Origin of the sequence: Xanthomonas citri pv. citri, from assembly GCF_000961215.1 — a bacterium.
In the GTDB taxonomy this organism is placed as follows: Bacteria; Pseudomonadota; Gammaproteobacteria; order Xanthomonadales; family Xanthomonadaceae; genus Xanthomonas; species Xanthomonas cissicola.
The window spans coordinates 367556-381457 of sequence record NZ_CP008998.1 but is presented as its reverse complement, the minus strand read 5'-3'; the positions used below and the strand labels follow the sequence as shown (position 1 = coordinate 381457).

Below are 13902 nucleotides of genomic sequence, written 5' to 3'. Positions count from 1 at the left end.
CGGCCACCAGACCGGCGCGCTTGCTCGCGCATAGCTGTGCACATCACGCCGTCGTCGACGAGTGAAGATGCACACCGAGATACGCGCAACGCGCCGCCCTGGATGCAGGCACGGGGACGGTACAGCATCACGCCATGGCCACGCAGTTGGTTCCGATCCATTCGCGCCGTTGGCCACGTGTGGCTGCCGGCGCTCAAGGCGCGGCGCGTTCAGTGTTCGACAAAGCGCAGCAGATCCTGATTGAAACGCGCGCTGTCCTCCAGGAACGGCGCGTGCCCGGCGTCCGGATACAGCACGGTCTGCGCGCGCGGCTGCAGCTGGCGCGCACGCGCCACCGTCGGCTCGGTGGCGACCAGTGCATCGCGCGCGCCGTACATCAGCAGCACCGGCAGGCGCGTGCGCTGCAGGCCGGCGACATCGACCGACATGCCTTGCACGGCACGCTGCATGTCCCATGAGGCCAGCGATGCGCTGGCCAGCAGGGCCTCGAACACCGGGATGGGCGGCTGGGTGGCGAAGCACAGCCGCAGGAAATCCTGCACCGCCTGCAGATGCGTACGCAGATCGGGCGAAACCAGATCGCGATAGATCGCCGGATGCGCGCCCAACTGCTCCGCGCGCAGTTCGATCACACCGTCGACGTACACCACGCCGGCAAGCCCGGTATCGCCATATCGGCTCAGGTAGTTGCTGATCACCGCGCCGCCCAGGGACCAGCCCACCAGGACCGTCTCGCGCGCGTTTGCGGCCTTCAACACGGCAGCCAGGTCGTCGGCCCACCGCGTGCCCTCTTGATACGCCGATGCGGCGACCGGTTTGCCGGAGACGCCATGCCCGCGCAAATCGTAAGTAATCAGCCGATACCGCTGCAGACGCGCATCGGCCAGTTGTGCATCCCAATTGATGCGACTACCGAGCAGGCCATGCACGAAGACGATGGCCGGCCCGTCGGTGGCGCCGTGCTCCTGCACCGCCAGGCGCACGCCATCGGGTGCGGTGACGGTATAGCTGCGTGTGGCAGCAATGGCGCCCGGGCTGGCGGTCGCCACTATCGAGCACACCAACAACAGGCAGGCCAACAGGCAGCGTAGCGGCAGCATGCGGCTGCCGGGGAAGAGGCGAACAGACATCGGGGTGAGCTCCAGACGATAGGAGCCGTGATCCTGCAGCCTCACACCAATGTGAGGGTCAAGCCATGCGTGCAGCGTATGCTAGGCGCATGGCCGCTTGTTCCGAACCCTTGCTGCGCATCGGTGCGCTGGCGCAACAGACCGGCGCCAGCGTGCGCTCGATCCGTCATTACGATGCGCACGGGTTGCTGACATCCTCGCGCAGCGCCAACGGCTACCGGGTCTTCCCTCACGCGTGCGTTGCACAGGTACGCCAGATACAGCGCTTGATTGCAACGGGTTTCAACCTGGATGAGATTCTTGGCTTTCCCGATTGCATGCGCCTGGTGGAAGGCGCGCAGATGTGCCCGGAAACCGCGCAGGCCCATCGCGCGCGCCTGCAGCTGATCGAGCGCCAGCTGGCCGATCTGGAGCGGCGGCGTGCGCGTCTGTCGGCAACCTTGGCGCAGGCAGCCCCGGATGCGAGGGCTGCCACGTCTTCAGCCGCGCAAACCACACGGCGCAAGCGGGCGCGCTAGAAGCCCCGGTCGCTGTGCATCACTCGCCTCGCGCAGGATGCGGGGCAAAGCGGCCATAGGGGCGTGCATCGTCGGCACGTTGGCGCAGCACGTATGCCGCCGCAAAGGCGATCGCCAACAGCGTCAGGCACATACCGACCAACGCGCCCCAGCCGCCGTGCTGCCAGAACCAGCCACCCAGCGCGCCGATCACGCTGGATCCGGCGTAATACGCCAGCAGATACAGCGACGCGGCATGGCTGCGATGCGCGCCACCGAGCCGGCTCACCCATGCGCTGGCGGCCGAATGCGCGATGAAAAACCCGATCGTCACCACCACGATACCGGCCACTACCAACGCCAGCGCGTGCGCCAGGGTCAGCGCCACGCCGAGCACGCACAACACGATGCCGGTCGTGACCACCGGCCCGCGCCCGAACCGGTCCGATGCCGCACCGGCCACCGAGGAACTGACGATGCCGAACACATAGGCGCTGAAGATCATGCCGATCTGGCTCTGGCTCAAGCCGAATTCCGGCCCACCCAGGCGAAAGCCGGCGTAGTTGTACAGGCACACAAACACACCCATCAACAGGAACGGCAGCGCGAACAAGAACGGCAGATTGCGATCGCGCAGATGCCCGGCCCAGGCGCGCAGATGAAAGCGCAGGTTGATGCCGTGCCGGCGCACGAAGTTACGCGACGGCGGCAGCAACCAGAAGAACGCCAGCGCGCACAGCAGATCGAACGCGCTCAACACCGCCAATGCGGTGCGCCAATCGGTGTGGTCGGTCAGCACGCTCATCACGATGCGCCCGCTCATGCCGCCGAAGGCATTGCCGGCCACGTACAGGCCGGTGGCCGCCCCCATCTTGCTGGCCGGCAATTCTTCGCCCAGATACACCATCGCCACCGCCGGCACCCCGCCCAGCGCGATGCCGGACAAGGTACGCACCACCACCAGCGCGCCCCAGTGCGGCAGGAACGCAGCAATCAGGTTGAGCACTGCCGCGATGGCGATCGACACGAACATCAATCCGCGCCGGCCCAGGTTTTCCGACACTGCACCAGCGCAGAAGATCGCCAGCGCCAGCGCACCGGTCGCCAGCGACAACGGCAGCGAGGCGGTCGCTGCGTCCACCTTGAAGGCGCGCGCGAATTCCGGCAGCACCGGCTGCACGCTGTACAGCAGCGAGAAGGTGGCAAAGCCGGCCAGAAACAACGCCACGCGAATGCGCACCCCTGCGGGGGCATCGACGCCGGTGTCGGAACGCGTGGATGGGTCGGGCAGCGAACCCGAGCGATGATCGGAAGAAGACACAGCAGTGCACGTGCGACGTGGGAAGGCGAGTATTCGCCTGCCGTCACCCCCTGTCCAATATATGATGGTGGCAGCTGCCATATCTGGAACAGATGGATGGAGTTGCGCCACCTGCGTTATTTCCTGGCGGTTGCCGAAGAAGGCAACTTCACCCGCGCCGCCGCGCGCGTGGGCATTGGCCAACCGCCGCTCAGCCAGCAGATCCAGACCCTGGAACGCGAGCTGGGCACGCCATTGTTTCGGCGCACGCACAGCGGCGCCGAACTCACTGCGGCTGGCGAGGCGTTTTTGGGCGAGGTGCGCCGCGTACTTGCCGATGTGGAACGCGCCGCCGAAACCGCACGCCGGGTGGCGCGCGGCGAATCCGGACGGTTGCGCCTGGGATTCACCGCCTCTGCCGCCTTCAGCCCGGTGGTGCCGCGCCTGATTCGCGACTTCCGCCGCAAATGGCCGCAGGTCGAATTGCTGCTGGAAGAGACCAATACCGCCAGCCTGCTGGTCGGGCTGGCCGATGGCCGTCTGGATGCAGCGTTCGTGCGCTATGGGCTGAGCACGCCAGCGGAATTGCAGTTGCTGCGCTTTGCCGACGAGCCGATGAAGATCGCCGTGCCGGCCGCGCACCCCCTGGCCACGCGCAACAGCGCGCCGTTGGCGGCGCTGGCCGGCGAGCCCTTTATCCTGTTTCCGCGCAGTTTCGGCTCGAGCCTGTACGACGAAATCCTCGCCGCCTGCCGCGACTCCGGCGTGACCTTGCGCATCACCCAGGAGGCGCCGCAGATGTCGTCCATCATCAATCTGGTAGCCGCCGAGCTGGGGGTTTCGGTGGTGCCCGCCTCCACCGCGCAGCTGCAGCGGCCCGGCGTGCGCTATCTGGATATCGAAGGCCATATGCCGCTGGCGCGACTGGCCCTGGCCGCCGCGCCGGGTGGATTGGAAACCACACCGTTGGTGCGGCATTTGTGGGCGCTGGCAAAGTTGCTCTAGCGCTGGCCACACGACCTACGATACAGCGACATTCTTGCTTGATGCCGTTGGACGATGTTGATCCTGGGCCCCGGTCATTGCCGACCGCCTGCACTGGCCGCGAGGGGCCGGCGCTCACTGCAGGCATCGTTTGAGTTGGAACCCATCATTTTCAAGATCATCGAAGTCTGGGCAATCCCGGGTTGTTACTCGCGCAGGGAACACCAAGGCAGACGTTACGTCGCTGCACTTTGGAATACCAATCGCCGTCCTATGGAGATCATTGAGACTCTGCGGCTCGCTCTTCAAGAAATGCCATCGCTGGCGCCATCGTGCATCCCAGGATCGCTTACCGCCTTCCGCCTGCTTGGCGAGTAACCTTCCTTTAGGACATTGGCCAGCGCAGGTCGCATATAATCCCAATAGCCTGGGTCTTGACTTCGAAGCATCGCTTCAAGCGATATAGTGACACTATCGAAGTACGCGATAGCATCCCCACGGCAGCCGTTGTATTCGATGCCGGAACCATTGGCATCAGTCCCCGCCAGTTCATTCGAGATGTCTTCCAAATCTTTTATATTTAAATCGACATCATTCAAGATGTGCCTTTTTTCCCCTCGAGTTGAGAGCTCTTGTTTCAGCAGCTTCAGGCGGACCAGAAAATCGTTCGATTTTGCAAGATGTGATTCCAGTTTCTTTTGATTGCCGATTTTTTTCTCAAAGTTCAGCAGATTGCGATCAATTCGGTCAAGGCGGCGTTGAGCGATATAGCCACCTTCATGACCCATGCTCTCCAACGCCTGTCTGTCCCGATCAATGATTCCCTTAAGATTATCCAGATTGGATGCTTGCCGGCCGCCGACACTTGTTCCCGCGCAGCGTTCCTGAAGACTCCGCCACTGGTCATCCAGAATTATCGCGCGCTGTAGCATCGATCGGCGTGTCTCGGTCAACTTCTCCAACTTCGATTGGGGGCGCGACTGGGCAGTGGATTGGCTCCTACTCCCGGAAGATCTGCGGGCCGGTCGCTCCAGGGATGACAGCCACATATCGGCAATCTGGCTTCCGGCGCAACTTTCGACGGCACTGTGCTCCTGCGGCCCGGCCGTCATGCTTCCTGCATGCGACATGGGGGTGCTGGTGGACGCTTCGGGGGTGCCATGCTCCCGCAATTCGGGCGCCATGTGTGCAGCGGGTATGCGTAGGCAGTTTCCCATTTTTGCATCTCCCATGCTTTTTTAAAGCATAGGCAACGATGCGCATGCCGCGTCCACGCCGACGGAAATCCCGCTTGCGTATGCGAAGGCCCGGCCTGCCAAGCAGCGAACTGTCGGGCAACTAACCAGTGGCTGTGAACATCGAAATTGATCGATGCAGCAATTGCAGACGAAACTCAGTAAGGGCAGCCCGCAGACCGACACTTACTCACCACCGGTTACGACGCGCAGCGTGAAACGCTTGACCTCAACTGCGCTTGAGGTCGTTCAATGCCGGTTTTCCAACGACATTGCCGCCATGCATTTGCGTCATCTGGTACTGCCCTGCCTGGACCCCGGCCTGACCCTGCGCTTCTACCGCGATGTGCTGCAGTTGCCCGTACACGGCAACACGGTGCGCATCGGCTGGAGCACCCTGGAGTGCGTGCAGGCGCAGCACCCGGTGGGCAGCGCGCATCTGGCCTTCAACGTGGCCCCGTCGCGTTTCCAGGCCGCTGCGCAGTGGATTGGGGCACGCGCCACCTTGCTGAGCGATCCACACGGTCGCAAGCACTTCGCCCTGGACGGCGCCTGGCAGTCGCACTCGGTGTACTTCGGCGGGCCCGATGGCGCAGTGCTGGAGTTGATCGCGCGCAATGCCTTGCAGGATGCAGCGGCCGGTGAAGGCCAGTTCCGCGGCGAAGAACTGCTGTGCCTGAGCGAAATCGGCTTGCCTAGCCACAATGTCGAGGTGGTGACGCGCAGCCTGGCGCATCATTTCGGCCTGCGACCCTTCGCCCCGCCGCTGGAGGGCATTGCAGCCTTGGGCGATGACCACGGCTTGTTGATCGTGGTCGACCGGCGCCGGCGGTGGTTTCCGCAACAACGGCAACTGCCTTGGGCCGACGGCCTGCGCATCAGCGTGGACGCGCCAGAACCCGGCCTGCGGCTGCGCGATGCGCAGGGGTGGGAGTTGCTGGCGGCGTAACTGACGCGGCCCGATCCACTTGGATCCGCGCACGGCAGCACGGCGCTCACCGCCGGTCAATGCGACCGGCTCGGTGCGGCATGCGGCACGCATGCAGTGCGGTATCCGCGCACCGTGGTGTCCACGATTGCGACATGGTGTTAGCCGCTCGTGGTGCTGGCAGGCGCCGACAAGCGGAAGAACGCACGCGCCGCGGCCGTGCTGTTGGCGGCGGTCACCGCGACATCCTCGCCACGATCGCGCGCCAGCTCTTCGACGATATGCGACAGGAACATCGGCTCGTTGCGACGATCCTTGGGCATCGGCTTGAGCGTGCGCGGCAGCAGGTACGGCGCATCGGTTTCGATCATCAAACGGTTGGCCGGAATGTTGCGCACCAGCTCGCGCAGATGCGCACCGCGGCGCTCATCGCAGAGCCAGCCGGTGATGCCGATGTAGTAATCGCGGTCCAGATACGCGAACAGTTCGTCGCGCGTGCCGGTGAAGCAATGCACCACCGCCGCACCCAGGCGCCCCTCGAAGCTGCGCATGATGGCGATGAAATCCTCGTGCGCATCGCGCTGGTGCAGGAACAGCGGCTTGCCGTTGTCGGCCGCCAACTGCAGCTGGCGTTCGAAGGCCTTGCGCTGCGCAGGGCGCGGCGCAAAATCGCGGAAGTAATCCAGCCCACACTCGCCCACTGCCACCACCTGCGGATGCGCCTGCAGGGTGCGCATTTCCGCTTCGCATTCGGCAGTGAATTCCACCGCGTGATGCGGGTGCACGCCAGCGGTGGCGTACAGGAATCCGGGGTGTTGCTGCGCCAGTTGCAAGGCCAGCGGCGAATGCTCGCGGCTGGCGCCGGTAATCACCAGCTGCGCCACGCCGGCATCGCGTGCGCGTTGCAGCACCGCATCGCGATCGCGGTCGAACGAGTCGTGGGTGAGGTTGGCGCCGATATCGATCAATTGCATGCTGCGGGTGTCGTGTGGGGGGTGAGCCGCGTAAGTGTAACGAGCGAGGGTTAGCTCCGCTGAGCCTCCCTTCTCCCGCTGGCGGGAGAGGTGGCGTGCAGCGCCGGAGGAGGGAAGCGCGCCGGCCGGGCTTGAACGCCCGGGCGCGGTATGGCCAAGCCTAGGTCGGCAGCTAGTTGATTGTGCCGACCGACTGCCCCCATCCGCCCTTCGGGCACCTTCCCCCGCAGGCGGGGGAAGGCAGGCGGCATTGACGATCTCCCTTCTCCCACTGGCGGGAGTAAGGTGGCGCTCAGCGCCGGATGAGGGCTACTCCACCGCCGGCACCGCCATCGCATCGATCTTCGCTGCCAGCGCCTGGATCGCCAGTTGCGCCGAACGTGACAGTTGGCGCTGCGGCGCCACGCACAGCGCCAGCGTCATCGGCTTGGTCAGGTGCTGGCGAAACGGCACGAAAGCCAGACGTCCGTCGGCCACGTCCGGGGCGGCATCCAGCCACGACATCAACCCAACGCCGGCGCCGGCGCGCACCAACCCGCGCAGCGTACGCACGTCGTTGCAGTGGGTGAGCCGTTTCACGTCGATGTGCTGGCGCTGGTACAGCACCTTGGCGTGCTCGCCGACGATCAACGGGGCGGCGGGCAGCAACAGACGATGCTCCAGCGTCTCGCTCAGCTGCAGCTCGGTGCGGGTGCTCAACGGATGCCCCACCGGCATCGCAATGCCTAGCGGAATGTCCGCAAACGCGCGCACCTCCAGGTCCACGCTGCTGACCGGGTCCAGCAGCAGGCCGATATCCACATCGGCCGAGGTCACCATCTCCATCACCCGCTGGTTGCGCGCGGTGGAGAGGTTGAAGGTGATGCCCGGGTACTCCTGCACCAGCGCCGCCACCGCCGCCGGCACCAGGCCCTCGCTGAGCGCGTCGATCATGGCGATCTCCACATGCCCGCGGCGCAGGCCCTTGAGCTCGTCGAAGCGCTCCAGCGTGCGCGCGTAGGCCTTCTCCCAGCCGCGCACGTCCACCAGCAACAGCTCGCCCGCAGCGGTGAGCCGCAACCGGCCAGGCAGGCGTTCGAACAGCTGCGCCCCCAGTTCTTCCTCGGCCTTGAGGATCTGCCGGTCGATCGCCGACGCCGAGACGTGTAGTACCTCGGAGGCCTTGCGGATGCTGCCGCAGCGTGCCACTTCGATGAAATACCGGGTGAAGCGCGAGAAGGTCAGCATGCGGCGGGGCTCGGTTGACGTTGCATTTTTTGCAATGGCTTGGCTGAAAATCGATGTTTGATCACACACCCCCGGCTTCCTAGAGTCAATCGGCACCGCTCCCGCCTCACGCCAGAGACCGCCCCATGGATGTCGCCGTCCCCACACTGCCGCTGCACTGCACCTTCGACGCTGCCGACTGGCAGCGCCTGGCCCAGCACTGGCATGCGGTGGCGCTGAGCAGCGAGGTGAGCGAGGCGCCATTCAAGGCCACCCTGCTGGACGAGCCGCTGGTGCTGTATCGGCTGGGCAGCGAGTTGGTGGCCGCGCGCGACGTCTGCCCGCACCGCGGGGTGCCGCTCAGCATGGGCACGGCCGATGGTGGCGGCGTGGTGTGCGCCTACCACGGGCTGCGCTTCGGCGCGGGCGGGCGCTGCAACCATATCCCCGCCAGCCCCAGCCAGAACATCCCGGCCAAGATGCGCCTGCACACCTATGCGGTGGCCGAGCGCTACGGGCTGATCTGGGTGTGCCTGGCCAAGCCGGCCGGGGTGAGCGATGCGGACATCCAGATCCCGCCGATGCCGGGCTGGGACGAAGATGGCTTCCAGCAGATCGTGTGCCCGGCCTTCGACATCGGCGGCAGCGCCGCGCGCCAGCTGGAAGGCTTCATCGACGTGGCGCATTTCGCCTTCGTGCGCACCGCCACCTTCGCCCAGCCGGACAAGCGCGAAGTGCCGGCCTACACCACCACCGAAACGCCGACCGGCTTCAATGCCGACTACCTGAGCACCGTGGCGAATTATTCGGTGGACATGCCGCTGCCGGACGTGGACCCGAACTTCCAATGGCTGCGTCATTTCGAGGTGCATCTGCCTTTCACCGCCACGCTCACCATCCACTTCCCGGTGCCGGGCAAGCGGTTGGTGATCATGAATGCCGCCAGCCCGGTGTCCAAGCACACCACCCGCCTGCTGGTGCCGATCGCGCGCAATTTCGACACCCATCTGCCGGTGGAAGACGTGCATGCGTTCAACCTGCGCGTGTTCGAAGAAGACCGCGCCATGGTGGAAGCGCAGCGGCCGGAATATCTGCCACTGGACCCGCTGCTGGAAGTGCATATTCCCGCCGATCGCAGTTCCATCGCGTATCGCCGCGGGCTGCGCAGCCAGGGCTATAGCGACTTCTTCCTGCGCTGACGGCCGAGGACACCCGCATGAGCCTGCATGAAGTGCGCGTTGCCGACGTCGTCGATCAGGGTCACCGCCAGCGCGCGATTCGGCTGGAACCGGTGGGCGCGCAATTGCCGGCATTCGAGGCCGGCGCGCATGTCGACCTGCATCTGCCGGATGGCTTGATTCGCCAGTACTCGATCGCCAGCGCGCCGCATGTGCGCGACCACTATCTGCTGTGCGTCAAGCTGGCCGACGCCTCGCGCGGTGGGTCGCGGCATCTGTGCGAGCAGCTTGCGCCCGGCGACCGCCTGCGCATCTCCACACCGCGCAATCTGTTCCCGCTGCACCCGGGCGAGCGCCACGTGCTGCTGGCCGCTGGCATCGGGATCACCCCGCTGCTGTCGATGGCCGAAGCACTGGAAGCGCGCGGCGAGCCCTTCGTGCTGCATTACTACGCACGCCGGCATGCCGATGTGGCGTTTTCGCAGCGGCTGCAACAAGGCTTTACGCATGGGCAGGTGTCCCTGCATCTGAGCGATGGCGGGCAGAGCCCACGCGTGCATGTGCCCGAGGAACTGGGCCAGGCGCGTGCATGCGATCAGCTGTATCTGTGCGGGCCGGCGGCGTTCATGGACCACTTCACCGTGCTGGCGAAGGCGCATGGCTGGACGGCGGCGCAACTGCATCGCGAACACTTCGCCGCCCCCGCGCCCAGCCTTGCCCACGATGCCGACAGCGCGTTCGAGGTGGAACTGGCCGCCAGCGGCCGCGTGGTGCAGGTGCCGGCCGACTGCAGCATCGCCAGTGCCCTGCTCGATGCCGGTATCGAGGTGCCGCTGTCGTGCGAACAAGGCATGTGTGGCGCCTGTCTGACCGGCGTGCTGGCTGGCACGCCAGATCACCGCGACAGCGTGCTCAGCGACGCCGAACGCGCCACCAATCGGCAGATCACCGTGTGCTGTTCGCGCAGCCGCTCGCCGCGGTTGGTGCTGGATCTTTGAACGCTGTTTCCGCGGCGCCACTGCAACTGTTCAGTCACCTTGCGCAGCCTGACGCCTCGCTTGCCTTTCACGATGGCGGGCAACAGAGCGCGCCATCGCGCACGGCACGTGCGCTCTCGTGCGTGCATCAGCGGCGGGACCTGCGCCGCAACGATGCGCGATGCCGCGTGACGCGTCCGCGCTACCGTGCGTGAGCGCTCCTGCAGCGCAATCCGTGCCCGAGGTCCGTGGCAAGCGCAACGCAACAGGGCAAGATGGGCCGCCCGCGTGCGTGCGTGCGCTGCCACGCACGCCGCCCCGTATCGATGAGATGTCTGCCGATGTTCCTTTGTCCTGCCGTCAACCTGCCCTGCATCGCGAGCGCATGCTGATGCGCTGGCCCGGTTTTGCGCTTGCCGCCAACGGCAGCACCGTGCGCACCGAAATGCTGGCCGGTGCCACCACCTTCCTGACCATGGCGTACATCGTCTTCGTCAACCCCGACATCCTGGCCACCACCGGCATGGATCACGGCGCGGTGTTCGTGGCTACCTGCCTGGCTGCAGCACTGGGTTCGCTGTTGATGGGAGTGCTGGCCAACTATCCCATCGGCATGGCGCCCGGCATGGGCTTGAACGCGTTCTTCGCCTTCGGCGTGGTCGGCACATTGGGCTACAGCTGGCAGCAGACCCTGGGGCTGGTGTTCGTTTCCGGCTGCCTCTTTTTGCTGCTCACCGTTACCGGCGCGCGGCGCTGGTTGGTGGATGGCATTCCGACCACCTTGCGCAGCGCCATTGCGGCGGGCATCGGCTTGTTCCTGGCCTTGATCGGGCTGCAGAAGGCCGGATTGGTGGTGGCGCATCCGCAGACCTTGCTGACGTTGGGCGACTTGCACCGGCCCGAGCCGCTGCTTGCGCTGGCCGGGTTGCTGCTGATCGGCGTGCTTGAAGTGCGCCGCGTGCGGGGTGCCATGTTGCTCGGCATCCTTGCGGTGACCTGGGCAGCGCTGGCGTTGGGACTGGTGCGCTACGAAGGCGTCCTGGCGCTGCCGCCCAGCCTGGCGCCCACCGTGCTGCAGCTGGATATCGTCGGCGCCTTGCGCGGCCATGGCGGCGGCGGTGCGCTCGCTGCGGTACTGCATGTGGTGCTGGTGTTCGTGCTGGTGGAAATGTTCGACGCCACCGGCACGCTGATGGGTGTGGCGCAACGCGCCGGCCTGCTGCACACGCCCGCGCAGCGCCGCCAGTTCGACCGCGCGCTGCTTGCCGACAGTACCGTCATCCTGGCCGGCGCGCTGCTCGGCACTTCCAGTACCACCGCCTATGTGGAAAGCGCCGCCGGCGTGCAGGTGGGCGGGCGTACCGGCCTCACCGCGCTGGTGGTTGCCGCCCTATTTCTGCTCGCCCTGCTGTTCTCCCCGCTGGCCGCGATGGTGCCGGCCTACGCCACCGCGCCAGCCCTGATCTACCTGGCCTCGGTGATGCTGCGCGAATGCACGCAGATCCAGTGGGACGATGTGGGCGACGCGTTGCCGGCCGCCATCTGCATGCTCGCCATGCCGCTGACCTATTCCATTGCGACGGGGCTTGCGTTCGGCTTCATCACCTATGCCGCGCTCAGACTCGGCAGCGGCCGCTGGCGGGGTGTGCACCCGGCCACCTGGACCATCGCGGGCCTGTTCGTGCTGCGCTATGCGCTGGAATGATGCGTGCCTCACCTGTTCCAGGCCTGCTTACCGGCGCGCACATGGGTGGCCTCGGGTCGCGCTGGCAGGCAAGCTATGTGGTCGCCGGCTGTCGCACGCCACCGTCTCTCCAAACGAGTCTCCTGCATGTTATTTCTTCGTCGCTGTCTGGTCCTGAGCGTATGGGCGTGCTTGCCCATCGTCGTGCACGCACGGCCAGCACCAGCGCCTGCGCCTGCGCAACAACGCCAACAGCAGGTGGCGCGGTTGTTCCGTGAGGCGGCCGCGCAGCCGGCGCAGCTACGCACCTGGCTACAGGCCATGCCGAAAGGTGGCGACCTGCATAACCACCTGTCCGGTTCGGTGTATGCCGAGACGTATCTGCAATGGGCCAGCGACGACGGCGCCTGCGTGCAAGTGGACGACCTGAGCCTGCGCGCGCCGCCGTGCGGGGCCGGTCAGGAGTCCGCGCGCGGCCTGGCGGCACGCAACGCCGCGCTGTACGGGCGGATGGTGAATTCGCTGTCGATGCGCAACTTCCTGCCCGGCCCGGCGCAACCCAGCGGTCACGATCAGTTCTTCAGCACCTTCGGCAAGTTCGATGCGGTGGTCCGCACCCGTGTCGCCGACACCGTCGCCGCAGTGCTGGAGCAGGCCGCACGCGACCGCGTGCCGTATGTGGAAATCATCGCCAACCCGCCGCAGATGGATCAGGCTGCCAAGCGCATGCAGTCGCTGCCGTGGAAGGGCGAGGACGACGCCGCCAATCTGCGTGCGTTGCAGCCCGACCTGGCGCCGCTGGTGCAGGCCGCGCAACGCGATCTTGCCGACATCGACGCGCAGGTCCGGCGCGTACTGCGTTGCGACCAGGCCGATGCACGCCCCGGCTGCACGGTCGAGTACCGCTATGTTCCGTATGTGTTGCGCGTGCTGCCGCAGCCGATGGTGTTTGGGCAGATGGCGCTGGCGCATGCGCTGATCGCGGCCGGCGGCAGCCGCGCGGTGGCGCTGAACATCGTCGCGCCGGAAGACAATCCAGTGGCGTTGGCCGATTACGCGCGGCATATGGCGATGTTCCGCTTCTTCGCAACGCGCTACCCCGGTGTGCCGCTGTCGCTGCATGCCGGCGAGCTGGCGTTGGGGCTGGTGCCGCCGGCGCAGCTGCGCTCGCATATCCGGCAGGCGGTGGATGCAGGTGCGCGCCGCATCGGTCACGGGGTGGATCTACCCTACGAAGACGATGCGGAGGTACTGCTGCAACGCATGCGACGCGAACAGGTTGCGGTGGAGATCAACCTCACCAGCAACGATGTGATCCTGGGCATCAAAGGCGCCGCGCATCCGCTGGCGCTGTATCTGCGTGCCGGCGTGCCGGTCGTGCTGTCCACCGACGATGCCGGCGTCTCGCGTGCGGACATGACCCACGAGTACCAACGCGCGATGGAGGAACAGGGTATCGACTACCCCACCCTCAAACAGCTGGCCCGCAATGGCCTGCGCTACAGCTTCCTGCCGGGTGCGAGCCTGTGGGATGCCGACGGTAAAGCTGCGCAGGTCTGCGCCACTGCGTTGCAGCGCGAAACAGATGATGCTGCCTGTCGAGCATTCCGCCAGGGCAGCGAGAAGGCTCGGCTGCAATGGCAGCTGGAAACCGACCTGGCCCAGTACGAGCGCACGCTGTTGCTGCAACACAGATAGCGCCGACAACGACACGACATATTCCACGTAGGAGCGCGCCCGAGCGCGAACGGACTTTACCGGTAACGCCCCGTCGCGCGCAGGCACGCTCCTACAGATGCCTCACTCCAT

The 13902-nt window shown here is 65.9% G+C and carries 12 protein-coding genes; 7 read left to right on the top strand and 5 right to left on the bottom strand.

All coding sequences use genetic code 11. The annotated features are described in order from the left end of the window. Window positions 1-209: 209 nt before the first annotated feature. Window positions 210-1130 (bottom strand): alpha/beta fold hydrolase, encoded by a 921-nt coding sequence (locus tag AMD14_RS02145; protein WP_015462773.1) that lies wholly within the window; start codon window positions 1128-1130, stop codon window positions 210-212. 89 nt (window positions 1131-1219) lie between these two features. Between AMD14_RS02145 and AMD14_RS02140 the strand changes: the two genes are divergently transcribed. Then, window positions 1220-1648: a MerR family transcriptional regulator gene (locus AMD14_RS02140; protein ID WP_003489031.1), complete on the top strand. Its 429-nt coding sequence runs from the start codon at window positions 1220-1222 to the stop codon at window positions 1646-1648. A 19-nt stretch (window positions 1649-1667) separates the two neighbouring features. Here AMD14_RS02140 and AMD14_RS02135 read toward each other — a convergent pair whose 3' ends face one another. After that, a complete protein-coding gene (locus tag AMD14_RS02135; RefSeq protein ID WP_015471612.1) occupies window positions 1668-2948 on the bottom strand; it encodes an MFS transporter in 1281 nt (426 codons plus the stop codon). Between the two features lie 96 nt (window positions 2949-3044). On the opposite strand from AMD14_RS02135, the gene AMD14_RS02130 reads away from it, so the two are divergent. Beyond that, the gene (locus AMD14_RS02130; protein ID WP_011050240.1) at window positions 3045-3932 is read left to right on the top strand and encodes a LysR family transcriptional regulator; all 888 of its coding nucleotides are present in this window, start codon (window positions 3045-3047) and stop codon (window positions 3930-3932) included. Between the two features lie 284 nt (window positions 3933-4216). Here the strand turns inward: AMD14_RS02130 and AMD14_RS02125 are convergent, their stop codons facing one another. Then, complete coding sequence (locus AMD14_RS02125; protein WP_040107558.1) at window positions 4217-5095, bottom strand: hypothetical protein; 879 nt, start codon at window positions 5093-5095, stop codon at window positions 4217-4219. Window positions 5096-5426: 331 nt separating this feature from the next. On the opposite strand from AMD14_RS02125, the gene AMD14_RS02120 reads away from it, so the two are divergent. After that, on the top strand, window positions 5427-6095 hold the full coding sequence (locus AMD14_RS02120) for a VOC family protein (RefSeq protein ID WP_011050238.1): 669 nt from the start codon (window positions 5427-5429) through the stop codon (window positions 6093-6095). Window positions 6096-6235: 140 nt separating this feature from the next. On the opposite strand, the gene AMD14_RS02115 is transcribed toward AMD14_RS02120, so the two are convergent. Together AMD14_RS02115 and AMD14_RS02110 are read right to left on the bottom strand one after the other, a co-directional pair. Beyond that, window positions 6236-7048, bottom strand: coding sequence for a TatD family hydrolase (locus AMD14_RS02115; RefSeq protein WP_003489428.1), 813 nt, complete (start codon window positions 7046-7048; stop codon window positions 6236-6238). Between the two features lie 309 nt (window positions 7049-7357). Beyond that, complete coding sequence (locus tag AMD14_RS02110; protein WP_005933786.1) at window positions 7358-8275, bottom strand: LysR family transcriptional regulator; 918 nt, start codon at window positions 8273-8275, stop codon at window positions 7358-7360. Between the two features lie 125 nt (window positions 8276-8400). Here AMD14_RS02110 and AMD14_RS02105 point away from each other — a divergent pair, with 125 nt between their 5' ends. The 4 genes from AMD14_RS02105 to AMD14_RS02085 all read left to right on the top strand — a co-directional run bounded on the left by AMD14_RS02105 (window position 8401) and on the right by AMD14_RS02085 (window position 13791). Then, window positions 8401-9453, top strand: coding sequence for a Rieske 2Fe-2S domain-containing protein (locus AMD14_RS02105; RefSeq protein ID WP_011050237.1), 1053 nt, complete (start codon window positions 8401-8403; stop codon window positions 9451-9453). A gap of 17 nt (window positions 9454-9470) precedes the next feature. Then, window positions 9471-10430, top strand: coding sequence for a PDR/VanB family oxidoreductase (locus tag AMD14_RS02100; RefSeq protein WP_005915182.1), 960 nt, complete (start codon window positions 9471-9473; stop codon window positions 10428-10430). A 370-nt stretch (window positions 10431-10800) separates the two neighbouring features. Next, window positions 10801-12114: an NCS2 family permease gene (locus AMD14_RS02090; RefSeq protein WP_011050236.1), complete on the top strand. Its 1314-nt coding sequence runs from the start codon at window positions 10801-10803 to the stop codon at window positions 12112-12114. A 126-nt stretch (window positions 12115-12240) separates the two neighbouring features. Further along, entirely contained in the window at window positions 12241-13791 is a 1551-nt protein-coding gene (locus tag AMD14_RS02085; protein ID WP_011050235.1) for an adenosine deaminase family protein, read from the top strand. Window positions 13792-13902 lie beyond the last annotated feature (111 nt).

What these genes read in the sequence shown, in the direction of transcription:
- AMD14_RS02105 (WP_011050237.1), top strand. Translation starts at nt 8,401, where the DNA reads ATGGATGTCGCCGTCCCCACACTGCCGCTGCACTGCACCTTCGACGCT.
- AMD14_RS02115 (WP_003489428.1), bottom strand. Translation starts at nt 7,048, where the DNA reads ATGCAATTGATCGATATCGGCGCCAACCTCACCCACGACTCGTTCGAC.
- AMD14_RS02140 (WP_003489031.1), top strand. Translation starts at nt 1,220, where the DNA reads ATGGCCGCTTGTTCCGAACCCTTGCTGCGCATCGGTGCGCTGGCGCAA.
- AMD14_RS02145 (WP_015462773.1), bottom strand. Translation starts at nt 1,130, where the DNA reads ATGTCTGTTCGCCTCTTCCCCGGCAGCCGCATGCTGCCGCTACGCTGC.
- AMD14_RS02130 (WP_011050240.1), top strand. Translation starts at nt 3,045, where the DNA reads ATGGAGTTGCGCCACCTGCGTTATTTCCTGGCGGTTGCCGAAGAAGGC.
- AMD14_RS02090 (WP_011050236.1), top strand. Translation starts at nt 10,801, where the DNA reads ATGCGCTGGCCCGGTTTTGCGCTTGCCGCCAACGGCAGCACCGTGCGC.
- AMD14_RS02100 (WP_005915182.1), top strand. Translation starts at nt 9,471, where the DNA reads ATGAGCCTGCATGAAGTGCGCGTTGCCGACGTCGTCGATCAGGGTCAC.
- AMD14_RS02125 (WP_040107558.1), bottom strand. Translation starts at nt 5,095, where the DNA reads ATGGCGCCCGAATTGCGGGAGCATGGCACCCCCGAAGCGTCCACCAGC.
- AMD14_RS02110 (WP_005933786.1), bottom strand. Translation starts at nt 8,275, where the DNA reads ATGCTGACCTTCTCGCGCTTCACCCGGTATTTCATCGAAGTGGCACGC.
- AMD14_RS02120 (WP_011050238.1), top strand. Translation starts at nt 5,427, where the DNA reads ATGCATTTGCGTCATCTGGTACTGCCCTGCCTGGACCCCGGCCTGACC.
- AMD14_RS02085 (WP_011050235.1), top strand. Translation starts at nt 12,241, where the DNA reads ATGTTATTTCTTCGTCGCTGTCTGGTCCTGAGCGTATGGGCGTGCTTG.